A 26,417-nucleotide genomic window follows, 5' to 3' on the forward strand; every position below is an offset into this window, starting at 1 on the left:
TTTCATTCTAATACTTCAAAATTTTTTTCTAGGTTTAATTCATCAATTTTAATGATTAATAACTTTCCAGGGCTTTAATGAAATTGTCAAAGTAGTAATCTGTGTCGTTTGGGCCGGGTCCTGCCTCAGGATGGTACTGTACACTTGAGATAGGAAGTTCTTCGTGCTCTATTCCTTCAATTGTCCCGTCGTTCAGGTTAATCTGGGTCACTTTTATTGGTAGATCCCTGCATGATTCTGGATCAATTGTGAAACCATGGTTCTGGGCGGTTATGGAAACTTTGCCAGAACGAAGATCCTTCACTGGTTGATTTATTCCCCTGTGCCCAAATTTCATTTTGTATATTTTGGCTCCAAAAGCGAGTGAGATTATCTGTTGTCCTAAACATATCCCAAATATAGGGAGTTTCTCTGAAAGATTTTGAACCGTACTAATGGCAGCTTTAACCCTTTTTGGGTCTCCCGGACCGCTTGAAACTAACATTGCATCAGGTTCGTAATCCAGAATAGTTTTAACATCTGTTTTGTAAGGCAGAACAACCACTCCTACCTTCCTTTTAAGAATGGCACTGATACTATTTTTCTTTATTCCACAGTCAAGAATAACAGCTTTTTTATCGTAGTTATCCCCGTAAATTACCGGTTCTCCTACACAAACCTGATCCACAAGGTCAATGTCTTCCAGATTAGGTTGTCCTTTTGTAATTTCCAGAAGTTCTTCATCTTCTATCTCTTCTGTAGTAAGGGTTCCCTTCAAGGCACCAAACCTCCTGATCTTGAGGGTCAAAGAACGCGTATCGATCCCACTTATGCCTGGAATTTCGTATTCCTCTAAGAATTCTGATAAATTTTTTTCTGTTGATCTGTGAGATGGATGGATGTTGTGTTCCCTTACTATGAACCCTTCAGACTTTATTCCATTTGACTGGAACCATTCTGAGGATATTCCATAGTTTCCCTGTAAAGGATAAGTTGACATGAGTATCTGGCCTTTGTAGGACGGATCTGTCAGCGACTCTACGTACCCGGTCATCCCTGTTGTGAAAACCACTTCTCCCGTTTTGGTGGTTTCAAAACCGAATCCATCTCCTTTAAGTATTGTACCATCTTCTAAAGCCAATTTTGCCTCTTTTAGCATTTTATCACCATGTTGCAGTAAATTCTATAAATAAGATGTAAAAATTTGAGTTTTATTAGTTATTATAATTTTAAATAATAAATTTATTCAATGGTTGTGTTTATTCTACCAGTTGATCTATTTATTATATTAATAATTAATAAATTTGGATTAGTTTATTTTTTTTTGAAGAAGTGATTTATTAAATAAATGAATTTTCTGTTTATTAATCCTAAATTTTCATTAAATTCTTATGTCTTATGGAATATTATTAACTTTAAAATATCATTAAAGAATTATCATTAAAGAATTGCTGTGATTAATGCTCAGTTGATTGCAGGATTTTTATCCATTTTCTTGTCCATGATCACGGCGTCTTCGAAATCTTCATAGTACTTTTCAAGAACCTTCTTTTCCACAAATCCAAGTCTCTTGTAGAATTTTCGTGCTCCTGTGTTTCCAATCCTTACCTCTAACTTAATGGTTTTGACGCTGTACTTTTTGAATATTTCCATGGTTGTTTCAACGAGCTTGGAACCAACACCATTTCGCCTGTATTTTTTATCAACTGCTATGGATATTATATGACCCTCATCTTCAAATCTGATCCAAAATATAATATATCCCACGATACTATTATCTTCTTGAGCAACCAAAAAACCAGCTCCAAGGTTGTAGATTTCCACCAGGATGCTGGAAGGATATGGGTCGCTAAAAGAAGACGTCTCGATTTCAAGGACTTTTTTAATGTCTGGGCGTCTAAATTCTCTTATTATCATGAATGTCTCCGATAGGTTGTAAAGTGATATAAATGTGGAACGATTTTTCAGATTATATAATCAAAAATTATAATGACTCATCTAAGATAGTGGAGGTTGGTGCTGGAAGCTTCCTTGAAGTTGCCCTCAACTTGCAAAGACATCTTAAGATGGATATCACCATGACAGATATTAAACCTTCCCATGAATGTATACTCCAAGATGATATTGGCAATCCTGACTTAAAAATATATAAGGATGCGTCACTTATATATTCGATACGACCTCCTGAAGAACTTCACCCTCTTATCATGAAGTTAGCAGATGATGTGGGGGCCGATTTAATAATAAAACCGCTTTCAACGGATTTTATAAATACTGATAAAAAAATGAAACTCATAAATTACAAAAAGGCGATTTTTTACAAGATGTGTTACGATGAAATGGCAGAATTTAAGCGTTGATGAAGTTTTGAAAAATGTTGAATCCAATTACAACGGATTAACGGCAGAAGAAGCCAGTAAACGTATTCCTAAATATGGGAAGAACGAACTGGTTGAAGAAGAAAAACCAGGTCCCTTTAAGCGGTTTTTAGGACAGTTTAAAGATTTTCTTATAATATTACTGATTGTTGCAGCTCTAGCTGCTGCATTCATAGGTGACACCACAGATGCTGCCGTAATATTTGTGGTTGTTGTTTTAAATGCAGTTGTGGGCTTTATGCAGGAGAACCGTGCTGAAGAAGCAATGGAAAAGCTCAAAGGAATGAGTTCCACAGAAGCTGTTGTTGTACGTGACGCTGAAAATCAGAAAATAGCTGCAGCAGAGCTTACAATTGGTGATGTTGTTGTTATTGAAGAAGGAGACAACATACCTGCAGATATAAGAATATTAAAAAGTTATGACCTTTTAATAGATGAATCTGCATTAACTGGGGAGTCAAAACCTGTTCATAAGGATGAAAACACCGTATCTGAAGAGGACACAAAAAATCTTGCATTCATGGACACAAGTGTTTCATCCGGAAGAGGAAGGGGTGTTGTTGTTGAAATCGGAATGAATACTGCTATAGGTAAGATTGCAGAGATGATCCAGGAAGAAGAAGCTAAAACACCCCTCCAGGAAAGGATAACTGGCCTTGGAAAGATGATGGGTATTATAGCATTAGTTGTGTGTTCTGCAATATTCGCACTCCAGTTCTTCAAGGGTGTTCCACTGGTTGAAAACTTTATGACTGCGGTTGCACTGGCAGTAGCCGCAGTACCTGAAGGACTCCCTGCAATTTTGACTTTAACACTGGCACTTGGAATGCAGAGAATGGCCAAAAGCAATGCAGTCGTAAGAAAACTTCTTGCTGTGGAAACACTGGGTTCATGCACAACCATCTGTACAGATAAAACAGGGACCCTAACCAAGAACAAAATGACGGTTCGCCAGACTAAGATCACGTATCCTGAAATGGTGTATAAAATCTCAGCACTCTGTAACAATTCCAGCATGTCTAAAGGTAAGATTATTGGAGATCCAACAGATGGTGCAGTATTGATCTTTGCAGATGAAAATGGATACAACAGAGAAGAGCTTGAAAAAACCCACAGAAGAGTCTTTGAAATCCCCCTTGACAGTGAAAGAAAAAGAATGACCACTGTAAATGAATGGGATGGTGAAAGGTATGTACTTACCAAAGGTGCTCCTGAAATAGTTCTCCAACGATGCAGTCGTGTGGAAACTGATGGAGAAATTTCAGACATCACACAGGAAAATAAAGATGAAGTCCTCAACGACCTGAAAGAGATGACGTCTGAAGCTCTCAGAGTCTTAGCATTTGCCTACAGGAAAGTTAAACCAGGGGAAGGTTTTGATGATAAAGAGGCTTTAGAGAACGATCTTATATTTGTTGGTCTTGTGGGAATGATGGATCCACCACGTAAAGAAGCCCAGGATGCTGTTACATTATGTAAAAAGGCAGGCATCAATGTTGTGATGATAACAGGGGATCATAAGGATACGGCGGCAGCTATAGCTTTTGAGATAGGAATATTAAATGGTGGAAAAGTTCTTACAGGTTCTGACCTTGACAAATTGAATGATGATGAATTTAAGGAAATGGTTGAGGATGTGAATGTTTATGCGAGGGTTTTTCCTGAACAGAAGGTTCGTATCGTTGAAGCGTTGAGATCAAGGGGACAGGTGGTGTCCATGACAGGAGATGGTGTAAATGATGCACCCGCCCTTAAAAAGGCTGCGATTGGTGTTGCAATGGGTTCAGGCACAGATGTTGCAAAAGAATCTGCTGACATGCTCCTTCAAGACGACAACTTTGCCACCATAGTTAAGGCAGTTAAAGAAGGACGTACTATCTTTGATAACATAAAACGTTTTGTAAAATTCCAGCTTTCAACAAACATTGGGGCAATACTCACGATAACTGTTGCATCAATTTCTAACTTACCCATACCCTTTAATCCAATTCAAATACTCTGGATAAACATAATAATGGACGGCCCTCCTGCCCAGTCTCTGGGTGTTGAACCATCGGAGGCAGATGTTATGGAGCGCCCTCCAAGTAAGGGAAATATTCTCAATAAAAAGAATCTCACGAGGATAGCAATTGCTGGAGTTGTAATGAGCATAGGAACGCTCATATTGTATTATTTCGAACTTAAAAGTGGTGTACCTGTCATTAAGGCAACAACCATAGCTTTCACAGTATTTGTGATGTTCCAAATATTCAACGTGTTCAACTGCAAAGCCAAAGGCATGGTACCTAACAAAACACTTATCATTGCTGTTGCAGCTTCATTCCTGCTTCAAGTATGTGTTATTTACGTGCCGTTACTTCAGGGCATATTCCGGACAACTGCCCTCTCACTTGTGGATTGGGGACTTATCTTGGTGGTTGCAGCCTTGATATTTGTAAGTGAGTTCATTTCAGAGAGGATATTAAATGAATGGGGATAAAACTAACAGATGAAACAGGATGGCAGGTACGCAAATGAAAGCAATTATGATGGTGGGTGCATAATGAATGTAATTGTAATGGCAGGTACATCTGATTCGGTTCGCATTATAGAAAAACTCCGCGACTTTAAAGATATTGAAATATTCGCTACAACAACAACAAGGTATGGTGCAGAACTTGCAAAATCTGCAGGTGCCCATGATGTTATATCACATGGACTTCGAGACGAGGAAATTGTTGATCTTATAAATAAAAAAAATATAGATCTGTTGGTAGATGCGACCCATCCATTTGCAGTTGAAGCGACTAAAAATGCCTTAAAATCAGTTCATAAAACTGGAATAAAATATTTTAGGTTTGAAAGGCCACAAATTATCGTTCCGGAAAGTGAATTTGTACATGAAGTTCAATCCTTTGAAGACGCTGCATCAAAGGTTATTGAGTTGACTGATAAATCCGTATCCATAAATAGAAAAATAATGCATCTTGCAGGGGTTTCGACCATCCATTACCTTACGGAAGTTATGGAATCAGAACGGATCATTGCGAGGGTTATCCCTTCTGTCTTTTCCATTAAAAAATGTCTTGAAATGGACCTTCCTGGTGAGAATATAATTGCCATGCAGGGAACTTTCTCCAAAGAGTTTAACAAGGCTTTGATGGAAGAGTACAACGTATCTTTAATTGTTACCAAGGAAAGTGGTGAAAGTGGTGGAACTCCTTCAAAAATAGAAGCTGCAATTGAACTGGGGATTCCTATAATTATTGTTGTAAGGCCAGAAGTTCTAGAACTTGAAAATGAAACTGTTTTTAATGATATTGATGATATTTGTGATGAAATAATGTTTTTTAGGCATGTTCTATAACGTTTTGATTGTAACTTTTTATTAAAATTATTCTTTATTTATTCCTTATTTTTCTGATATTTTAAATTCTAATTTTAAAAATATTGTAAAAATAGATTAGTTGTAAAAAGTAGATCTAGATCTAAAATACTAAAAGATTAGATCTAAAATAGTTTAATATGGTTAAAATTGTTAATTAATAATTAGTTATTACAGACAAAATTAAGTAAGCCTCAGTTCGCCCATCAGTCATCACGTATCAGAGCTCATAGGGTTCATCACAGGCTTAATGGTTTTTGATTATCAATATATTTCTAATTTGTATATCATTATTATTCATCCATAGTGAATCAAGTCGCGTTTGAATATTTAATTCACAAAATTGATCTTGAAAATAAAATATTATGAATGCAAATATAAACTGGAATTATCTGACACAGTTTATCTTATAATAAAATTATTGCCCTCCACATTATAATAGTTTACTTTTTATTTAACTGATTTATTATACTTACCATTATATTTCTCTAATTTAAATGAAGCATTGAACGTGTTGTTATATGATGAACAGTTAAGTTTAAGTTACTGATTCGGTTTAAGTGAGTTATTGCCATCTAATTCTGCACCAAAAATATATCGAAATTGGAGATTTAAAAATTATTGATGTATTCTTAATTTTAAGGAAGTAATTCGTTTTTTTTATACATTTTTTTTAATGAAATCATAATCCTTTTAATATCATTTCTAATGGTATGGTGAATAAGTACACTATCGAAGACCATTGAGGGATTATAAATGAAAGAAATATTGCTAAAACTGCAAGAATAACGAAAGAAAGGTTAATTCTTTTAGTGAATGTTATTTGGTTATCATCTACTTTTTCATGAATAAAGTTACTTCGAGTGGCGTAATGCCAGTTCAAATATAGAAGGGATGCTATCCCCAGCATGTTTACATTGAAAATAACGTTAGAAATAGGAAATTGCCCGTAATCTCCAGTTAAACTTGCTGAAAATGGAACCAATACGATAAATAAAAGCCAGATCATATTTATCCATAATAGTGTGCCGTTCATCATTTTTATCTGTTTGAAAATACGATGATGTATTTTCCAAAAGATCGCTAGCAGGATGAAACTTATAACTAACGAAATAAAGTTAGGTAAAATGTTATAAAGGGCAGTTTGAACTGCCATATTCGATAATGGGCCATTAATTTGGGGAACAGCTAATCCCAAAACCAGTAAAGTCATTGCAATGGCAAATATGCCATCCACCAGTGTTTCAAGACGGCTTGTGTCCATATATGGACTGGAACCTTCATACTCACTCATTTTAAATTTCTCCAAAAAATTGTTAAGTTATTAGTGAATGTAAGATATATCACTTCAATATTTGCGATGTTTGTTGATATCCAGTTTATTATTTAGATTTAATTCGATCCAATTCGTGTATAAATGTTCTGTTTGTTATAATAAACAAAACGTTTATAAAGAAATAAAATTTAGATTTAATCGATTACAATTCCCTAATACAAAAAAAAATTTCTAATGTTCTTAAATGTTCCACAGATAAGCCATAAGAAAAGAGATTATCATTAAGCCAATTTTCATTAAGCAATTAAAGACAGTAAACAATAGGACAGGAAAGTTTAACATGAAAAATGAAATGAAAAATGAAAAACCAGTGCTGGGATATGATAAATTCCTGATGATGGCCCTTCTAAAGGAAGGCCCACTTGATCTGGGAAAATTATGGGAAAAATCTATACTGTTCTTATCATTGATCTGGTACCAGCAGTTACCAGGTAAGGGCCAGCCATTGACAGAAAGGCTATTTTTCGATTTTTTACGTCTGCGCTCTAAACTAGAAGATGAGAGGGTTAATAAGGCCACTCACGGTGTTGAGGGTGAAATGAATAAATTAATCGAAAAAGATTGGGTTAAATTAAATAAAGATAATAAATATGAACTAACTGATGAAGGATTAAATAAAGCTGAAGAATTTGAAGCTCATATGAAGAAAGAGGCTTCAAGGGTAGATAAAGAATTAAAACCTTCTACCACAGCTAGAAATACCACTTTTCTCGACTTTTTTTTGGCTCTTATGAAACTCTCTGCGGGTTTAGTAAGCGGCAGTATGGGGTTAATTGCTGATGGAACAGATGCTACCATGGATACAATTTCTGCTTTTATGGTTTGGCTGGGAATCAAATATCATCGGGAAGCTTTAAGCACTCTGCTGGTTATTTTAGGACTATTTGTGGCTTCCATTACCGTAGGAAGTGATTCTATATCCCATATATTGCAGGCTTTAAATGGAACTTTAAATCCAATTGGCTTACCATATCTGGTTATAGGTGTGGAAGCAGTGGCCATATTAGCTGCATTTTTCCTCTTTTATTATCAGCGCTTCGTGGGAAAAGTTAACTCTAACTTAACCCTGATTTCTCAATCTGTGGATTCTAAAAATCATATATTTATTGGTACTTCAGTCATAGTGGGGGCTATTTTTGCCATCTACGGTATTTACTATGTTGATGCTATCATAGGACTTTTTATAGCAGTAGGAATATTTAGAGATGCCGTTAGTTTACTACGGGACGTTATTTCCGCACGTCAAGGAAAAGAAGAAGATTATTCACAGTTTAAAATGCCACTGGAAGAATGCTGGGAAGAAAATAAATTAATTGCCTTCAGAAACTGGATATTGTACGTCATATGGGCTGAAAAACTAAAAACACGCCACGAAATTGTTTCATCCCTCCAAAGGGTTTTTCACCCTGAAAATTACATTCCAGTGCTCAGTGAGCTCAAAGCCACTTGTTCGCATGATTATGATTTTGAAGGAAAATTTGAAACTCTTATAAAACCATTAAAAGAACATGAACTTTTAATTGAGGAAATTGAAGAGTATGATTTAACAGAAAAAGGCGGGAAACATCTGGAAGTTTTCATACACAATTTCAAATACTACGACGTGCATCAGTCTGACGACATACTGTTAGCCATGGCTCGGGATGAAAGTATTGATTATGATGCCTGATCTTTTCCTGATCTTTTGATTTAACAATATAATGAATGACAACCATTTTATTTTTTTTACTCAATTTTTTTTCTTGAAACGGTCTTTTGTTACTCTGTTACAATCACTGAAAAATAAAGTATGAGTTATCGAAACTCTTTAACTCTTTGGATATATGAAGCTGGATTTTTCGATCATTTATCCAAATTTCATTCGATTCTTCTTATTTAACCTATTCTTTGTTCGCTTAGTCTCTTTCCCTTTACTTCACGATAAAAATTAATAGCTTTCAGATATATTCAGGTGATTTAATCTAAGTTTCTCTTAAAAACTAGGTTTTAAAATAAAATTTCATTCTGATCCTTTTTTACTCTTTTTTAGGATCAGATACGTTTAATAAAAATAATAAAAGTAAAATAATAAAAGATATGGGATAAATCTAGTGTATGCTAGACTATCCGAACATAACTCCCGCTTCTCTTTTCATTTCTTCTTCGCGTTCCATGCCGATTATTTTGTCGATGGCGTCCATGAAGTCGTTAACTGTAACTGTGGACCTTTCTTCTCTTATTGCGAACATACCTGCTTCGGTACATACTGCTCTGAGGTCTGCTCCTGATGCTCCCTCAGTAAGAGATGCAATGAGTCTTATGTCCACTTCTTCATCCAAAGACATGTTTTTGGTGTGAATCTTAAGTATCTCCATTCTACCATCTTCATTTGGAACAGGAACTTCTATGAATCTGTCGAAACGTCCTGGACGTAGTAATGCAGGGTCAAGTATGTCTGGTCTGTTGGTTGCTGCAACCAGTCCAACATCACCCCTGGCTTCGAAACCATCCATTTCTGCAAGTAACTGCATAAGAGTTCTCTGAACTTCTCTATCACCGCTTGTTGAACTTTTTAGTCTTTTGGCTGCGATAGCGTCGATCTCATCTATGAATATTATGCTTGGTGCTTTCTCTTTTGCAAGTTCGAAAACGCCCCTGACAAGTCTTGCACCTTCGCCTATGTATTTTCTGACAAATTCAGCTGCTACTATCTTTATGAAGGTTGCATTGGTTTCGTGGGCAACTGCCTTTGCAAGCAGAGTTTTACCGGTTCCTGGTGGTCCGTAAAGAAGGACACCTTTTGGTGGTTCAATTCCAATGTTGGTGAATAGTTCGGGTTTTTTAAGAGGAAGTTCTACTGTTTCTTTTATTTCGACTACCTGGTCCTCTAATCCACCTATCTGTTTATAGCTTACATCTGGTTTTTCTTCTACTTCCATACCCATTACCAATGGGTCTTTTTCTGATGGTAAGATATGAACTATGCTGAATGTCTGCTGGTTGAGTGCTACTCTTACTCCAGGTTCAAGTTCTTTTTTATTTAAGAATCGTGAGTATCCAATAACAAAGTTAGGGCCAGTACTACTTTTGACAACAACCCTTCCATCGTCTAAAACTTCTGTTACTGTGGCTATTACAAGTGGCGGTGATCTGAACCTTTCAATTTCTCCTCTCAGAGTTTTTGCTTCTCTGTCCAGTCTCATTTTCTCATTTTCGATTAGGACTTTGTCCTTTTCGAGTTTTCGCACTTTCCACATTAAGTTACGTTTTGTTTTAGTATTCTCCTCTTTGAGGATCTTTATTTCCTTTTTAAGATCTTCTATCTTTGGGTCCATCTTCTTGGTTCACCCCTGAGTTTTATAAAAATGATTTTTTATAATTTAAATAATTATATTTTTTTTATATACTTTTTGATAATGTATAGAATATATTTTGATATTGTAAATTTTATTGTCCTTAATAATATTTAAACATAGAGGTGCACATGTATATTAATGACAGAAATCTAAAGGGATCAGCATGAGATGCGAGATATGTGGAAAAAAAATAGTTGAAAAACCAATTAAAACAAAAATTGAAGGATCAATAATGCTCACGTGCAAAGACTGTTCCAAGTTTGGTAAAGTTCAAAGAGAACCTCCAAAACCGAAAAGACCAGGAGCTGCAAAGGGTATAAGGAGACAGTATAAACCAATTGAGCCTGTTTATGAAGTTCTTGAAAATTATAATGAAATTATAAGGATGGCACGGGAGAAAAAAAGGTGGTCTCGTGAGGAATTGGGCGAGAAGATATACGAAAAGGCTTCCGTTGTAAGTAGAATAGAATCCGCTAAAATGGTTCCAGATATAAAACTTGCAAAAAAATTTGAAAGAATCCTCAAGGTTGAACTTCTTGAAAAAACAAGTGATGTAACACAGGAAGATACTGGGCCTTCAAATGTAAAAGGAACTACTATTGGTGATATAGCCCGGATAAAAAGACATTAATCGAGGTTTAATCTGGAGATATTCCGCCTAATTAAAAAATAGGATTAAATATTAATGGAATATCTTTGGAGTATCTCCAATATTTTTTCTAAACACATCCCTTAAAAACACTAATTTTAGATCTATTTTAAAAATATTTTCTATTTGGGTATTTTTTGAGGACTGTTTATTTGTTTTGGGATTAGTCCGACAATATTTGTCTGTTTCAAGGTTTCTTACCTTTATTTTTGTGGGAATAATATCCTTTAAATGGTGGAAGTTCTTTAAAATTCTTTTCAATCTCTTTAAACTCTTTATACTCTTCACTTATAACCATTACATGGGCTGGAGGGTGTATTTTTCTTACGTGGACTATGCTCTTTGTTGTGTCATCTTCAACTTTTGTTATAACTGCTATTTCTGATTTTGACCTTAATTTCTGTTTAATTATTTCTTTTACAATTTTATCAGCGGATTCGGAAGGTATAACTCGAGGTTTTCCCTCTATTTTCAGTTTTGCATGTCTTTCAATGTCTGCAAGAGTATTTAAAAGTTTTTTTTGATTTTCTGCTCTTATTAAAATTAAAGCCATTTTTTCACCTATTTATATAGAATATTTAAATTTAATAAAATTTTTAATAATTCCTGAAGAATAAGGGTTTTAAGGTTTTTAAATTTATTATTAATATGAATTCTTTATTTAACACTCTATAATCTAATAATCCAATTAATATCCAAAAATTAAAGTTTTTTTGCAAATTAAAGAAAAAAATTGTAATGAAATAATAATCTAAACGTTTTTATAATTCTTTAGATTATCTTTCATTTTTTCAGGAAAGACTTTATGAGGGTGCTTCTGAAGAGAACCAGAATAACCAGTATTAAACCTATTGCAGTCTGTATGTTTCCGAACATATTCAGAACTGAGGAGCTTATTGGTAGATCCCATGAGGGGGATGTCCTACTATCTGAGAGTGGTTTAAAATAGACACCCACAGCTTTGGTGTTTTCTTTAACGTTTATATCTTTTGGTTCTACGTAGTTAACCCCTACAAGTAGGCCAGATTTTATCCCTGCATTTATGTCTTTTGCTATTTCATCAGCATCGTATCCATCTTTTTTAACAGAAGCGACAACTATTTCTTGGGTTGTTTCTGTTATTCCTAGTTCATCACTCCCATATACTGATACTGCGGTGCTGTTTGATGTTACTGTTATGGCATTTTCAAGGGCCTGATAAGCGTAAACAATTTTAAGCGATGCTCCAGTATCTGGATCTGTTTGATAGTTCTCAGCGGCAGGGTAATTTACACTCCAACCAGTTTCTGAATTCACTTTCATGTAAGGATCGTTCATGACGAATCCCGTTTCATTTAGCTCAGCCGGAGTGAACATGTCTCCTGTGCTTATTCCTGAAACCAGGTTAATGGCACCTCCACCGTGATTCTCTCCAGCATCTGTTGCAACTTCGTCAAAGGCTTGTCCAATTATATAAGTTGCAGGGTAACCGTCCCTTATCATTTTACCAATATTTTCAGCGGTTTGCAGACGCACAGTATCTGCAGTACCGTACAGGGGGTTTCCTTCGGTGTTTCTCAAGTGGATTATGGCACCTTTCACTCCTGCAGGCAGTACAGCGACTCCTGATGTGGAATGATTGATGCTTATGGTACCGTCATCTGCAACAGTAATCACGTATGCATCAAAATATCCACCTACAGCAGCCCCAACGGTGGGACCTCCGCACATGACCCTTATACCAGAGTAACTGTTTGCTGTGTTTGCTGCCTCTGCTGGTGTTGCATTGTCTTCAAGTTTGCTAATAGCTCCAGTTACAGCTTCGAGTCTGGGAATCGCTGAACCTTCACCACCAGAGAGAACTGCAAAGTGGTTAGTCTGTGAGTACAGGAACGTTGATTGAAACATGTTTGCGGCATAGGACATACTTCCAGCTGCGGCACCGTTTGGATCCTGTCCTGTTGGGTCCGTTATGATTACCATGTTAGTTGTTGCCGCGGATGTACTGATGACCATGACTACGGTTAATAGAAATATAAAAACTTTTATCATGTTACTTTGTTTCATTGCCATCACCCCGTACTACTATTGACATTTAAATTGGCAAAGTTCTCTATCACATTCACAGTTACAATTCCGGTTTGTGTGTCCACCTTAACATCCGCTGCTACTATTGGAGTTACAGTTGTTCCGGGGATAGGTGTCAACATGATAGCTTCTTCTGCATTTGTTATGGCTTCACTGAGGGGCAATGAACGTTTGCTAGTAACTAATGTGTCGCCCTGTATATAACTTCCTGTTCTAAACCCTGCGTTAGCTACACTGATACGTATTGAGTCTGTAGGTATTATGTCATTTCCTTTTATTTGAACTCCGGATATTTGCACCCCTTGATCCGTCTGGTTTGAGGAAGCATATGCCATGTATGTCATTGCTCTGCCTGAAACAATGAGCATAAATGCAAGTATTAAAATGATTAGAGTATCTCTCCTTATTTTTATGAACATTATATTCCACCAGCTATTGCTTTTACAATTAATCCATGATATTATTCTTAATATTATTTTTATGAGAATTACTGTCTGATATTTTAAGTATATCAATTAAATTTTATTTCTAATATAATCTTATTTCTAATAATTCATTCTAATTTCAATATCTTTAAATTTGTCTTGAGATTTAAATTTTGATCTTTTATTTAATTAATTATTTTATAAGTTTTCAATTTTAAATCAATTCAATTAAAGTCAAATATTTTTTTAAAAATTTATAAAAAATCATATTTCAATTTCATTATTATCAAAGGTTTAAACATCTTCTTTTAAACTTTTTTCGAAGGATTTAACATAATCCCTATATTTAAAGGCAGCCTCACCAATACATACAACTGCGTTTGCGTTACATTTCAAACCTTTTTCAGCCCCCCAATAACTTGATCAGGGGTTGCTCCAAGAGTGCCTTCCTTAAATTTATCCTTTGATTCGTTGGTTAGTATAATTTTATTGGATGAAGTAGTGGATGAATCAAATGAACCAAATTTCTCTGCAGCTATCCTTGAGTTATATGATCATATTATGAAGTCCCATGATCTTTAAATTCAAATCTTATGGAATATTCTGGGCATAATTGACGAAATCATGACGGTTCTCAAGGTGATCTGACGTTATGTTAGTTAAAACACCACAAGAGGGTTCACAGCGTTCGACCATTAGTTTTAGGTCTCCTGGAATTCCAAACGTTCCAGTTTTCAGTATGGCCACATCTCCGTCGAGTCTACCTTGCAACGGCGGTATGTAATTGATGTTTCCCTGAGATTCTTGAAACCGTGCTCTGTGGGTTTTAAACCTTTGGATCGCATATAGTTTAAGTAAGTGGTTGTTTGGTCTTACCATTTGTTCCACTAATACAAAGAACTGGCTTATTTGGTTTAATATTCCTTAAAATGTCATCAACTTCTAGAATTTCTGCTTTAGATTCTTTTATCCTTTTAAAAAGTTTGAACTGTTAGATAAGCTTGGTAGCAGTATTACATAATCTGATTCTTTAAAAATGATTCAGGATTGCCTGAAAAATAGATGGTAGGATTATAATTTTTTATATACTCCTCTAATATGTATTTGAACTTACATTCTTCCTTGGATTTTGTGTCTGTACAAATTTACATTGAATCCGTAGATCCATTAGCACCCTGGCCACAAGGTTTCCAACCACGCCACAAACACCTATGACCCCTAAGTATCACTTTCATTATTAATCTAAAAGTTTTATCAATTCTAAATTTTGAAAATCACAGTTCAATGGTTTTCAGGGACATGATTGATTCTTTGTACTTGAAGGCGGCTTCACCAAGGCACACAACTGCACAGGCATCACATTTTAGACCCCTTTTCAACCCTTCAATCACCTGATCCTGTGTTGCTCCAAGTGTTCCCTCTCTGAATTTTTCCAGTGATCTACTGGTCATTACTATTTTGTCGTTGGGTAAATGTTTTTCTGCTGCTGTTCTTGAACTGCTTGATGCCGGAACAACAAAATCTGCAAGTTCAAGGACCTTTCTGAATATTTCCTCATCGCCTGACGCACCAGACTCTGATGAAATGGTAACGACGGCGGTCAATTTATTATAAACCTTTTTAAGCTCCCTCAGCACGGTTTCAACACCTGCAGGGTTGTGTCCATAGTCAACGATAACGTCCTTTTCATTGAAGGTGAACATGTGCTCAAGACGTCCTGGAACCCCTTCAAAACTTTCAACAGCTTCTTTTAAATCCTCCAGGGGTATTTTGAAAAATTCAACAGCCCCTGCAACAGCCCCCAGAATGTTGTAAATGTTGTGGAGACCCATGATCTTTGGATTTAACTTCATAGAACCGTGGGGTGTTTTCAGCGTAAAGCCACTCTCATTTATATCTGTTGCCAAATAATCAGGTTCGGACCTTTTAAGTCCACATTCGCACTCGTAGTAACCAACACCAGATATGGTCTCATCAAGGGAAATTTCACGGCCACACCAACATTTTTTCATACCTTTCACTGTGGATTGGGAATCCATACCAAAACTTACAACATTAAAACAGTTTTTAGACTTGATCAAGCCCCAAAGGGTTGGATCATCTGAGTTCACAATTAGCTGTTTATTTTTCAGGTATTCAATGAAATCTCCCTTTATGTTTGCGTAGCTTAAAAAGTCCTGATCTTTATCAAGGTGATCAGGAGTAATGTTAGTAATGATGCCACAGGAAGGTTCCGAGCGTTCTATCACTCGTTTAAGATCTTCTGGAACTCCGAAGGTTCCAGTTTCAAGTACTGCCACATCTCCATTGAGCCTTCCCTGTAAAGCTGGTATGTAATCAATGTTTCCCTGAAGATCTCTGAAACCGTGTTCTGTTGGTTCCAGACCCGCAGATCTGCATATATGTTTTAACAGGGTGGTTGTTGTGGTTTTACCGTTCGTTCCTGTGATACAAATAACTGGTTTATCCGGCTTAACCCACCTCAAAACATCCCCAACTTCTAAAATGTTTGTTCCACTTTCCTCTATCCTTTTAAAGAGCTTTGAAGTTTTTGAAAGGCTTGGTGGAGGTAGTATATAATCTGATTCAGTTAAAAATGACTCAGGATGGCCTGAAAAGTATATGGTGGGACTGTACTTTTTTATGTAGGGCTCTAACGTGTACCCGAATTTGCACTCAGCCTCAGGTTTCATGTCCGTGCAGGTAACTTTGAAGCCATGATCCATGAGCACCCTTGCAATGAGGTTTCCAACCACACCACAGACACCCACAACTCCATAGGTGCCATCTTGTGGAAGCTGTCCTTCATCATCTGATGATTCTTTGCCTGTTCTTGAAGATGTTTCATTTTCCATGTTTGAACCGGGTTCACTCATGTTTTCTACGTCTTTACTCATACTTTTTGCATCCTTCCTCTATTCCAGACATCATCTTGAACTTAGTGCTATCGTAGCTGGTTATGGCACCGGGACCCACATGTATTATAACATCACCAGGTTTTGAATATTTAATTGAAAGCTCTCCTGCAGTTTTTAGATAATCAACCCCAATTTTCAGTATATTTGGGTCTTTAACTCCTTTAAAAGTCTCAGGAATAACATGTCTCTCCAACCTGTCCATTGTTTCATTGTATGCACTGCAGATCATGACATTTGCATATCTGGCAACCACTTCTCCAAGTTTCTCCTTGTCTCGAGAGTTTGCTGTGTCAAAATTTTCTACTAACACAATGAGGTTCCGGCCTGGAAAAAGACTGAGGGCTTTTATAAATCCTTCAATCACATGGGATGGATCAAGGTAAACATCTCTTCCTTTATAATCTCCAACGTATTCCAGGCGTCCTGGAACTCCATTGAACTTGCTCAGGCCTTTTTCAATGGATTTTTCATCCAAACCGTAACACAGTGCAGCTGTGGCTGCACCTATTGAGTTTTCAAGGTAGTATCCGAGGGGTTTAAATGGGGTTTTGAGTTCACCCGATTTATTGCCTGATACATGGGGAACTCCTTCCAGATTATACTTCAATCCCAACATGCCATTTTCAAAGTAACCTGAGATATGGCATTTGGAATTTTCATATTCAGGAGTTTCGGATTTTTTAGAAACATCTTCTGAGTCAGACCCTTCAATATTTGAAAGCTCTGAAGCAAATTCAGGTTCATTAAAACAGTAAAACACGGTATCCTTTAAATCCCCAATGTACTTCCTGCAGGGTGCACCTGCAACCAGTAAATCGCTTGAACAGCTTATCATACGCTTTCTAGCTGCATATTTTTCCATGGAATTGTCAAATTCATCAAGGTGGTCAATGTAAATATTTGTAAGCACAGCCACCTTAAGATGAACCTTGAACATTATCCCTAAAGTTCCGTGGGGTATTTCAAGCACTGCAATATCATTTTCCTTGGGAAGACCCCTGACTATTCCATCGATTATGGTTTCACTTAAAAGGTTGCCCATTCTGGAGGAACACAGCCAAACTTTGTACCCGGCGTTTTTAAATATTTCATAAATTGCGTGGCTGGTGCTGGTTTTACCAACGGTTCCTGTTATTCCTATAGTATCTATATCAATCAGATCGTTGATTATGGATGATACATCTTCATTACTAACTAACTTTAATTCTTTGTTTTCTATTTTACTGGCTATTTCTTCCATAATTGGGGCTTTTTTGGGTATTGCCGGTGAAACATATACAGAGTCTACACCACTAAAATCTGGAGTGTTCGAGCCAAGTTGTAGTTCCACTCCTTCTTCTTCCATTTTTAAAAGGGTTTCTTGCACTTTTTCCGGGAATTTTTCCAGATTTTTGCTGTCTGTGATCCTTACCTTATTGCCTATGTGGTTTAAAATCCTTGCAACAGGACGTCCTGCGTTACCTGCACCTATAACTATACAATTCATAATAAAAGCTCTCTTTTTGATTTTTTTGGTTCAAAGTTTTTTTCAGATGTAAGGTTAATTCGCTACTTAAAAGTTATCATGATTAAAATGTGTAACTGTTAAAAAAATTTTGGCGTCTTTAATGTGATACTTTGAAAAGTTAAACCTTTTGAATTTAATTTTCTTTGACTCTTTAAAATTTTTTAAAATCTAATCTTTAATGACTTAATTTTGAATTTAATTTTTTTGTACTCAACTCGTGTGAATGAAGATTTTTTTGAAAAAATATTTTTATTTCTTAATTCCCATGAACTATTAAAAAAATGTTTCGTTGAATTATCTTTCTTTTAAATTGTGTAAAAGTCACTTATAAACTTATAAATTATTGATTTTATTAAGATCAGTATTATTAAATTTTTGAAGTGTAACGGTTAATTGGGATGTAAAATTTAGATCAGCAATAAGAATTTGTAATTTAGAAATAAATTTGAAAAATATATGCTGAATAGAAAGAATAGAAAAGATAGAGAATAAGGTTTGATGCTGTAGTCAGTCTGTTAAACGGGTTTTTTCATAAATATAAAAGTTATTGTAGTTAATTACCAAAAGTTTTACACTAATTTTATTGTATTGGAGTTGGGAGGTTTTGAATTTTGTGTTTTGATAACAATTTCTTTCTATTCTTGTTTAAACTCATTATTTTTTGGAATAGAAACCTAAAAACTTTTATAATAAGTGGGAGCATAGTACACAGGCTTAATTTTAAGTAATCTAATTTTAAGTAATCTAATTTTAAGTAATCTAATTTTAAGTAATCTAATTTTAAGTAATCTAATTTTAAGTAATCTAATTTTAAGTAATCTAATTTTAAGTAATCTTAATTTAAGTAATCTAAATTAAATAATTTAATCAATTGATCTAAGAACATCTGATGCAGGATCCATTCCTTGTGCCCCAATTAATAGGATAGTATCCTCTTTTCCTGCAGATTTGAGGGCAGCTTTTAATGCATTGTGTAATGTTTCATGGAAAATATAACTTAAGCCTTCTTTTTCAAGCGTATTTAGAAATACATCTTTTTCAGAGTTTTTCACAACGTTTGCTTTGTCAACAAAGTCAGTGCTCGTGGTTATTATTAAATTGAAATTAGTTCCCTTTTCAAGACCCTTAAGACCTTTAACAATTGCTTCTGCATTTGCAAGGTTTATTGGGTCACCTCTTGAACCCCTTATTGCAGTTACGAGGCATAACTTTCCTTTAGTTATTTTGGCTGCACTGTTTATGGTTACAACTATTCCATTGGGGTTGTGGGCAAAATCATCAATTATGAGCGGATTTTGACTTAAGATGTTGAACCTTCTTTTCAAAGGTTTATATGAAGTTACAGCACTTTTTATGTATTTTAAATCTACATTTAATGATAGAGATGCTTCTATTGCTGCCATTGTATTCTGGATGAAGTGTTGACTCTTGAAGGGCAGATCCTCTTTTTTAATGAGAAGTTTGCCTTCATAAAATATCCCTTCCGCCTTGGATTCTACGGCTGCGCCTTCCCCATAAAAAATAACTTCAGTATCATTGCCTTTGAAATTTTCCATCTTTCGTATTAGAGGATCATCATGATTTAAGACGGCAATGGTCTTTTTGGGTTTTTTCAATGCTTTAATTGAACCTGATATTTCATCAAAGGCCTCTTCAACTGAATTTACAAGACCTATATGATCCAGTGCAACGTTTGTAAGTACGACCACGTTTGGGTCAATTGCAGAGGTCATTAAACTGGCGTGGTTTTTCATTAACTTACCAAGCCAGCCTTGGACCTCTGAAACCTCCACGACCATGGCTTCAATTTTGTCTGGAAACTCTGCAATCTGCTTTGAAACGATGGGATCAATCAATGTGTTGAATTCAGATTTTGAATCAGTGTTTGTGTATGTGTTGTAACCAGCTTCCTTAAGGATACTGTAAATCATATGGGTAGTTGTTGATTTACCATTTGTACCTGTTACAACAATTCGAATGGAATCTGTTGCAAAGTTCTCAACTGCCCAACTAATTGCGAAGGCATTGGCAAGTTCTATCTTTTCTGTGATTATGAGTGGGAATTTTAACTTTTTTGCAGTTTCAATGGCATTTCCTTGCGGATTTTGGGTTATTATACATGAAACGCCCTTGGAGACTGCGATTTCAACACCTTTCTCATCTATCCAGTGCCTTATTACAGCATCTCCTCTTTTTGAAGTATTAAGAAAATTGAAAATGCCAGAAATTTCTTTATCTGGTCCGATAAGTTTTCCATTTACTTTATCTGCCAGATAAGATGTTTTAATGATGTCCATTTTTTCTTCACGTACCCATTCAATCTTTTTTTCAATGCTTTTGGAGGTTCAATCGATGTATTTTACATTAATGACTAATTTGCCTAACTGACTTACTAAAGTACATCTTAGAGATCCAGACACATAACTACCCATCCAGACACATAACTACCCATCCAGACACATAACTACCCATATATCAATAATACAAGAATTAGATTGCATGGTAGAGATAAATCGCAGCTGCGCATATTATTAATGTTAAACCCCAGTAGAGAGCTATTATCTTTTTCTCAGACAATCCTTTGTAGTTCAGGGTGTGGTGTAAAGGTTCAACAGGTAACTTTATGATATGAGCCCTGTGCATGAGGCTTACTACAACTGAGATTATAGGAACTGCCAGTGCAATCACTGCAAAGTATATAACGTTTCCTAAAAATGCGGCAGTTATGTATCCTGCTCCCAATGCAAATGAACCGGTATCACCCATGAATATGGTTGCAGGATACTTGTTGAATACTAGAAAACCGAAACAGGCACCAGCTATTACTATAAATGGTATTGAACCATCCACGTTACCTGTGGATATTGAAAAGATTGCACATGCCACTGATGCTATTGCAATTATACCTGCTGCAAGTCCGTCCATTCCATCTATAAGGTTTACAGCATTTATTGATCCAACTATACCAAATATTACAACAGGGATCACGAAAAGACCAATATTAAATCCCATTACAGATGTGCTAACCGCTCCAGATGCCACCAAGAAGAGTGAGATCAATATCTGAGCGAATATTTTCTCGTTTTCTTTCACTTCTTTTTTTATTGGAACTTCATCGATGATCTCGATTTTTTTCTCTTCAAGAAGTTTTTTAAAATCTTCTTTTGCTTTAGGTGTTGTGACCCTTGCATTTTCACCAGTTTTTAAGGTTAATCTACCTATTTCTATGGGTTCTGATGATATGTTTCTTATAAGTTTCTGGAATTCCTTGGTTTTAAGGCCTATCAGATCATCAACCAGTCCAATGAGTCCGGCTGTCATCATGATCATCACGGTCAGGATCAGGTTTTTGTCTGTGAAATAAACACATGCTGCCAAAAGGACTCCAAGTAATATTGCAAGACCTCCCATGGTTGGAGTTCCTGCCTTATAACGATGTTCCGTTACTATTGGATTGTCCCTTACGTCTGCGTATTTCAGCACCTTCCTCATAAAAAGAGTGAAAAACAGTGTTGATAGGAATGCGATAATGAATATGAAAAAGCCTATCTGAATATTGCTCAAATTACCACCTTTGTATTATAATTATTTTTTTATAGTTATTTTTACTCTAACTTTCTATTTACCCTTAATTTTATTTTAAATTAATAAATCTGTTAACTTAATTAAATCAATTAATTTAAATCATTTATAATTTATTCTTCAACATAAGTTTAAATTATTCTTCACAGTTAAATCTTAAAATTTATATTCAAGTTCCTGACATTTTTCAAAGCATCTTGACATGTTTTACCACGAATTGTTACACGTTCATAATTTGCAGGGCCGTGAACGATCCAAGAGTTCTCTTCGGGGAAATCCCTGAATTTATAATTATTTCTGTTGCTTTCGTAACTTCCAACCGGTATCTCAAGGGCAGAAAAAGATTTCATCATCTTTTTAAGTTTACGGGCATCCCATTCCCCCAATGCCATGTTAACCAGTTCTTGCACGGGATTTATCCCTGTTGAAGCTGCTGTGATGTACCTTGTACCGCTTGGGCGGGTGTTCATTTCTATGACGTAATTCTGCTTTGTTTCTTTATCAAATATAAGGTCAATGTCTACGGTTCCTTCAACACCTACTAGATTAGCAATTTTATCTGCAAGTTCTCTTATGTTCTGATTGTTCTGTTGATTGTTGATACCATCTATTTCTAATGGGGCCTTTTTAACTTTATTGAGGGGATGAATACCTTCCAGAGTAGTGTTTCCCTTATATACAGGTACTAAAGGGACCGATTTATTATTGTACCTTAAAACTTCTATTGAAACTTCAATTCCATCTATAAACTTTTCTAAAAAGGTCTCTTCAAGATCGTTACCAACTTCTTCAAAGTAATTATCAATATCACTTGGGGATGAGGCAACTTTTACACCAGAACCACCCTGTCCTTCGGCCTGTTTTAGAACAAGAGGTAGGTGGGTCTTTAAATATTCTTTTGTTGAAATATTTTGGGAATTATCATTTTTTAATGATTTAAAAGCTTTTTCTGAATGTGGAGGATTGCTTTCTGGAATAGAAATTTTTTCTGAAATTTTACTAAATTGAGGAGTTTTTATACCGTTTGCAGTCAAAAATTCCTTTGTTTTAATTTTATCTCCTGAAATTGAAGTTGCAGCAACTCCGGATGTAATAACAGGCAGTCCATACACTCTTTCGAGCTCTTCTTTCATCTTTGCAATTTCACGTAAGGGCCCATCAACCCCAATGAGTGGTATGATTGCGTCAACATCTTCTTTGAGTGCAATTTCCTTCGGTTCTTCCATTCCTCGCGAAACTATATAATAAGAGTCAGCAAGTTTAAGGTTAGATGATTTTTTGTTTGATTCTGTTAAAATCGTTGTTATTCCTTTTTTTTCCGCATAAAGCGCAACATCGTCGAAAAGTCTGGCGCCTATAAACAATATTTTCATTTTATCACTGGATTATCTTTAAAATACTATTAAAATCTTTTAGATAGGTAGAAACTAACTCATACCACCTTATTTGGTGGTTAGATATTCTTCTTTAATCTTAGATCAACCTTTTATTTATATTATAAATTTATTGTTACCTGCGTAATCAATTTGTTGTTAAAGGGGTAGATATTGTTAAGATGCGAAAGTTAGGGGGATTATCAAATAGATACAAAATAACTAATCAAATAATATATAATGCCTGAGTAAATAAATAAACATGATATTGATGTGTTGATGAAACTTGAATCAGAGAATAAGCACTAAAAAAAAAGTTTAATGATTCAAAAAGGTATTATGTGGAATTATATGATTATATAAATTGGTATCTTACTAAAATATAGAATATTAAATTAACATTTTTAAGTTAAATCTAAGTCAATCTTTTATTTAAGTCAGATCTTTTAATTTAAAATGCTTTTTAATATTTCAACAATCTCCTCAATACTTTTTTCAACTTCACTTGAAATAACATCTTTTTTTAAAGTACTTTGAGTCATGTCCATGTTTTTAGGTTGAATTCCGATTAATATTATCTGGGCGTCCACTGAAGATTCCAGGTACTTTATTAGGAATGATATTGGCATTGCATGGGTTGAAATGCTGTAATTTGCAATTTCATCCTTTTCAACGAGCCTTATATGTCCAGGTTCTTTTCCCATTTCCACAGCGTCAATAAAAATTAGATGGGATGGGGTTTCCCTTCGGATGATACCTGTGTAGTTTTCAGGCACTGTTCCTCCGTTGATGACCATGATATCTGTGCGTCTTTTGAAGATTTCTGATAATTTATTTACTGTTACAGGCCCAATAGCATCATCGCCCAACATATCATTTCCTATTCCTAAAAATAGGATCTTTGTGTGGGTATGGTTTTCATTGTGGCATTTATCCCCATCACTTTTTTCAGCGTGATCTTTAAGAAATTCTTTTAATTGAAGCTTCAATGCTATTTAATCCACCACCCATAATGTAACTTAAACTGAGCTTTATACTGTTCCCTTCATCAACCTTCAATTTGTTTGTTGGAATAATTAAAGGAGGATTTAACATGGGTGTGGGGCCGCATATTATGTCCTGTGTTATCAATGTAAAAGTTGTGATCTTTATTCCAGAAACAGTCCCTTTTTTGTTTATTTTAAGATCAAGCATTAGATCAATGTTTTCGTCTATCCATTTGTTCTTGTCAATTTGATCTTTAAAATCGATCTTGTCGTAGATTAAAAGGTCGCCAAGCACCTTATTTTTGGGGCTACCATCCTCATCATAACAGATATGTTCAACATCAATTTCTACAGGTTCAACACCATTAATAATTCCGTTTGGAATGATTTCGCCACATGCTTTCAGATTTTTTGCAACTGAATTGAGAACAGGGACCTGCTCCTCGTCTATGAGTGCAGTGTCCAGCATTTCACAGATTATAAGGTCTGCTTTCTCTAAATTAGCCTTCTGTAAAAAAAGAGTATTTTTTGCATCGCCCAGTATCACTTTGATGTTTTTAAAATCTTTTAATTGTGATTCTGTACGTTTTGCAACGTTCGGATTTATTTCAACTGCATAAACAAAATTTGCATACGGGGCAGCCCAGGTAGAAAGAATCCCTGAACCTGCACCTATATCGTATACAATTCCGTTAGCATTATTTATTATGGCTTCATAAAAGCCAGCCAATCTTTCATAATCTGATGTTAAGTCGTGGTGATAGGATGTTTCATACATTTTTAATCTTTAATGCTTGTTTATCTTTTTTTTGTTTTGAAGGTTTCCCAATTCAAACTTTACTTCCTTCACAGACTTATATAGGCTCAGATTATAATATTACGACGTTCATTTAGGTTTTATCTATTTTCTCGCCGCTGGCCGTGCTCGTGAGTTTCACATGTTCCACGCCTTTGAGTCTCATTATTTTCTCTGTTAGGTCGCGGATGTATTTTACGTCCCCTTTAACAACAACTACCTCAAGACAGTACTTTTCTGTCATGTGGACGTGCATAACTGCATTTATGTAATCTCTGTAGTCGTGCTGGATATCTGTTAGATCTTCCATCACTCCGGTGTAGTGGTGATCGTATATAACAGCGATTATTCCTATCCTGTCACCTTCCATTTCATTCATCCACTGGTATCGGACTATGTAATCTTTTAGAGCGTCTCTAATTCCTTTTGATCTTGATTGATATCCTCGATCTTTAAGTACTTCATCAAATTCATTTAAAAGCTTCTTTGGCAATGACATACTAATTCTCATCACGATTTTCCCTCCATTTTTATATTATCGTAATACAATTATATTACTATATAAAGCTTACCTTTCAATAGCAATATTGCTTCTTTTAAACAATATTGGTAATATAGTAACTCATAGAAGTGATTAAATCTTAATGCAAACTTAATACTATTCTATGGTTTTTTTAAGTATTTAATTAGTATTTAAATTTTGTCCTATAAGAACAATATTGTTCTATGTAAACAAAATTTATTGGAATTAAAATTAAAATTAATATACTATAACACCAGATTAAATCTCATAACTTATTAATCAATGTTTGAGTATATTATATTATGTAATATCTTATGTAATATTTTTATTGATCAATGCTAATTTGGAGTGGTAAAATGAAAGTTAAAGAAGCCATGAATAAAGGAGTTATAACTGTAAACCCTGATATAAAGCCATTGGAAGCATTTGAGAAGATGTACAAAGAAGGCGTAAGAAGACTTTTTGTTATGGATGAGAAAGGGAACCCTCGGGGTGTAGTATCTTACTCAGATCTGATAGGCGTTCTTGGAAGTATAAAACCAACCACAAAGGAAATTGGAACCCTTAAAATTGAGGATATTATGTCAGAGGACACTATAACCATATCTGCTGATGATGGAATTGAAGATGCTGCTAATTTGATGGTGAGAGCTGATGTTTCAGGACTTCTGGTTTTAGAAGATGAAAAGCCTGTAGGGGTAATCACTAAAACAGATATATGCCGGATGGTGGCAGCAGAATTACTGGTGCCCATATAATAAACTTATAAATAGGTTCTGTTTATTTTAAATCTTTTTTTATCTTTATATATCTATGAAACATTGTTGTTCAATAAATATTCCAAAATACTTTATTGATATTTTTGAAATGAAACTATAACAGAAATAGGTATGATAATTAGTAGAAAATGAAAAGACTGAAAGAATAGAGTTGAAAATAGGGTAACTGAACAATAAAAAGATAAAAATGCGGCTGCCGGGATTTGAACCCGGGTCGTAGGCTTGGAAGGCCCAAGTCCTAACCAGACTAGACTACAACCGCAATGCGGCGTCCGGGATTTGAACCCGGGTCACTAGCGTGGCAGGCTAGTGTCTTAACCAAGCTGGACTAACGCCGCGTGTCTTGGCTATGACCGCGTATCATGGTTTTATGTTTATTCTATATAAGCTTTTAGGTTTTAATAAGATAAAAAAAAATTT

The 26,417-nt window shown here is 35.3% G+C and carries 22 protein-coding genes and 2 tRNA genes; 6 read left to right on the top strand and 18 right to left on the bottom strand.

From position 1 onward, the window contains the following. Positions 1–55: 55 nt before the first annotated feature. Positions 56–1,138: a glutamine-hydrolyzing carbamoyl-phosphate synthase small subunit gene (carA, locus tag MSWAN_RS02070; protein ID WP_013824958.1), complete on the bottom strand. Its 1,083-nt coding sequence runs from the start codon at positions 1,136–1,138 to the stop codon at positions 56–58. A gap of 305 nt (positions 1,139–1,443) precedes the next feature. Next, complete coding sequence (gene rimI / locus MSWAN_RS02075; RefSeq protein ID WP_013824959.1) at positions 1,444–1,896, bottom strand: ribosomal protein S18-alanine N-acetyltransferase; 453 nt, start codon at positions 1,894–1,896, stop codon at positions 1,444–1,446. A 32-nt stretch (positions 1,897–1,928) separates the two neighbouring features. Between rimI and MSWAN_RS02080 the strand changes: the two genes are divergently transcribed. Genes MSWAN_RS02080 through cobK form a run of 3 tightly spaced genes read left to right on the top strand, consistent with a single transcriptional unit; the run spans position 1,929 to position 5,703 of the window. Further along, a complete protein-coding gene (locus MSWAN_RS02080) occupies positions 1,929–2,339 on the top strand; it encodes a UPF0146 family protein (protein WP_013824960.1) in 411 nt (136 codons plus the stop codon). Continuing rightward, complete coding sequence (locus MSWAN_RS02085) at positions 2,314–4,836, top strand: calcium-translocating P-type ATPase, PMCA-type (RefSeq protein ID WP_013824961.1); 2,523 nt, start codon at positions 2,314–2,316, stop codon at positions 4,834–4,836. Before MSWAN_RS02080 ends, MSWAN_RS02085 begins: the two co-directional genes overlap by 26 nt. A 9-nt stretch (positions 4,837–4,845) precedes the next feature. Beyond that, positions 4,846–5,703 (top strand): precorrin-6A reductase, encoded by an 858-nt coding sequence (cobK, locus tag MSWAN_RS02090; protein ID WP_013824962.1) that lies wholly within the window; start codon positions 4,846–4,848, stop codon positions 5,701–5,703. A 700-nt stretch (positions 5,704–6,403) separates the two neighbouring features. Here cobK and MSWAN_RS02095 read toward each other — a convergent pair. Continuing rightward, entirely contained in the window at positions 6,404–7,015 is a 612-nt protein-coding gene (locus MSWAN_RS02095) for a TMEM175 family protein (RefSeq protein ID WP_013824963.1), read from the bottom strand. Between the two features lie 322 nt (positions 7,016–7,337). Between MSWAN_RS02095 and MSWAN_RS02100 the strand changes: the two genes are divergently transcribed. Next, positions 7,338–8,726, top strand: coding sequence for a cation diffusion facilitator family transporter (locus tag MSWAN_RS02100; RefSeq protein ID WP_013824964.1), 1,389 nt, complete (start codon positions 7,338–7,340; stop codon positions 8,724–8,726). 433 nt (positions 8,727–9,159) lie between these two features. Here the strand turns inward: MSWAN_RS02100 and MSWAN_RS02105 are convergent, their stop codons facing one another. Then, complete coding sequence (locus MSWAN_RS02105) at positions 9,160–10,371, bottom strand: proteasome-activating nucleotidase (protein WP_013824965.1); 1,212 nt, start codon at positions 10,369–10,371, stop codon at positions 9,160–9,162. A gap of 184 nt (positions 10,372–10,555) precedes the next feature. Between MSWAN_RS02105 and MSWAN_RS02110 the strand changes: the two genes are divergently transcribed. Beyond that, positions 10,556–11,023: a multiprotein bridging factor aMBF1 gene (locus MSWAN_RS02110; protein WP_013824966.1), complete on the top strand. Its 468-nt coding sequence runs from the start codon at positions 10,556–10,558 to the stop codon at positions 11,021–11,023. Positions 11,024–11,228: 205 nt separating this feature from the next. Here MSWAN_RS02110 and MSWAN_RS02115 read toward each other — a convergent pair whose 3' ends face one another. The 12 genes from MSWAN_RS02115 to nikR all read right to left on the bottom strand — a co-directional run bounded on the left by MSWAN_RS02115 (position 11,229) and on the right by nikR (position 25,206). Beyond that, positions 11,229–11,594, bottom strand: a complete 366-nt coding sequence (locus MSWAN_RS02115) for a DUF356 domain-containing protein (RefSeq protein ID WP_013824967.1) — start codon at positions 11,592–11,594, stop codon at positions 11,229–11,231. A 230-nt stretch (positions 11,595–11,824) separates the two neighbouring features. Continuing rightward, the gene (locus MSWAN_RS02120; RefSeq protein WP_048187833.1) at positions 11,825–13,087 is read right to left on the bottom strand and encodes a hypothetical protein; all 1,263 of its coding nucleotides are present in this window, start codon (positions 13,085–13,087) and stop codon (positions 11,825–11,827) included. Between the two features lie 5 nt (positions 13,088–13,092). Beyond that, entirely contained in the window at positions 13,093–13,527 is a 435-nt protein-coding gene (locus MSWAN_RS02125) for a hypothetical protein (RefSeq protein ID WP_013824969.1), read from the bottom strand. Between the two features lie 597 nt (positions 13,528–14,124). Further along, complete coding sequence (locus MSWAN_RS12985; protein ID WP_048187836.1) at positions 14,125–14,412, bottom strand: Mur ligase family protein; 288 nt, start codon at positions 14,410–14,412, stop codon at positions 14,125–14,127. A gap of 395 nt (positions 14,413–14,807) precedes the next feature. After that, the gene (locus MSWAN_RS02135) at positions 14,808–16,430 is read right to left on the bottom strand and encodes a Mur ligase family protein (protein WP_013824970.1); all 1,623 of its coding nucleotides are present in this window, start codon (positions 16,428–16,430) and stop codon (positions 14,808–14,810) included. Then, on the bottom strand, positions 16,423–17,937 hold the full coding sequence (locus MSWAN_RS02140) for a Mur ligase family protein (protein ID WP_013824971.1): 1,515 nt from the start codon (positions 17,935–17,937) through the stop codon (positions 16,423–16,425). Before MSWAN_RS02140 ends, MSWAN_RS02135 begins: the two co-directional genes overlap by 8 nt. Positions 17,938–18,821: 884 nt before the next feature. Beyond that, a complete protein-coding gene (locus MSWAN_RS02145) occupies positions 18,822–20,255 on the bottom strand; it encodes a Mur ligase family protein (RefSeq protein WP_013824972.1) in 1,434 nt (477 codons plus the stop codon). A 193-nt stretch (positions 20,256–20,448) separates the two neighbouring features. Continuing rightward, positions 20,449–21,450, bottom strand: coding sequence for a glycosyltransferase family 4 protein (locus MSWAN_RS02150; RefSeq protein ID WP_144011603.1), 1,002 nt, complete (start codon positions 21,448–21,450; stop codon positions 20,449–20,451). 239 nt (positions 21,451–21,689) lie between these two features. After that, positions 21,690–22,913: an ATP-grasp domain-containing protein gene (locus MSWAN_RS02155; RefSeq protein WP_013824974.1), complete on the bottom strand. Its 1,224-nt coding sequence runs from the start codon at positions 22,911–22,913 to the stop codon at positions 21,690–21,692. Between the two features lie 446 nt (positions 22,914–23,359). Further along, positions 23,360–23,902 carry a hydrogenase maturation peptidase HycI gene (hycI, locus tag MSWAN_RS02160; RefSeq protein WP_013824975.1) on the bottom strand — a complete coding sequence of 181 codons (543 nt, stop codon included), beginning with the start codon at positions 23,900–23,902 and terminating at the stop codon, positions 23,360–23,362. Then, on the bottom strand, positions 23,874–24,677 hold the full coding sequence (locus MSWAN_RS02165) for a methyltransferase domain-containing protein (RefSeq protein WP_013824976.1): 804 nt from the start codon (positions 24,675–24,677) through the stop codon (positions 23,874–23,876). Before MSWAN_RS02165 ends, hycI begins: the two co-directional genes overlap by 29 nt. Before the next feature lie 112 nt (positions 24,678–24,789). Beyond that, positions 24,790–25,206, bottom strand: a complete 417-nt coding sequence (gene nikR, locus MSWAN_RS02170) for a nickel-responsive transcriptional regulator NikR (protein WP_013824977.1) — start codon at positions 25,204–25,206, stop codon at positions 24,790–24,792. Positions 25,207–25,574: 368 nt separating this feature from the next. On the opposite strand from nikR, the gene MSWAN_RS02175 reads away from it, so the two are divergent. Beyond that, complete coding sequence (locus MSWAN_RS02175) at positions 25,575–25,976, top strand: CBS domain-containing protein (protein WP_013824978.1); 402 nt, start codon at positions 25,575–25,577, stop codon at positions 25,974–25,976. A gap of 209 nt (positions 25,977–26,185) precedes the next feature. On the opposite strand, the gene MSWAN_RS02180 is transcribed toward MSWAN_RS02175, so the two are convergent. Further along, positions 26,186–26,259 (bottom strand) — tRNA-Gly (locus tag MSWAN_RS02180). A 2-nt stretch (positions 26,260–26,261) separates the two neighbouring features. Then, positions 26,262–26,335: transfer RNA gene (locus MSWAN_RS02185), tRNA-Gly, on the bottom strand. Positions 26,336–26,417 lie beyond the last annotated feature (82 nt).

Origin of the sequence: Methanobacterium paludis (assembly GCF_000214725.1) — an archaeon.
Taxonomy (GTDB): Archaea; Methanobacteriota; Methanobacteria; order Methanobacteriales; family Methanobacteriaceae; genus Methanobacterium_C; species Methanobacterium_C paludis.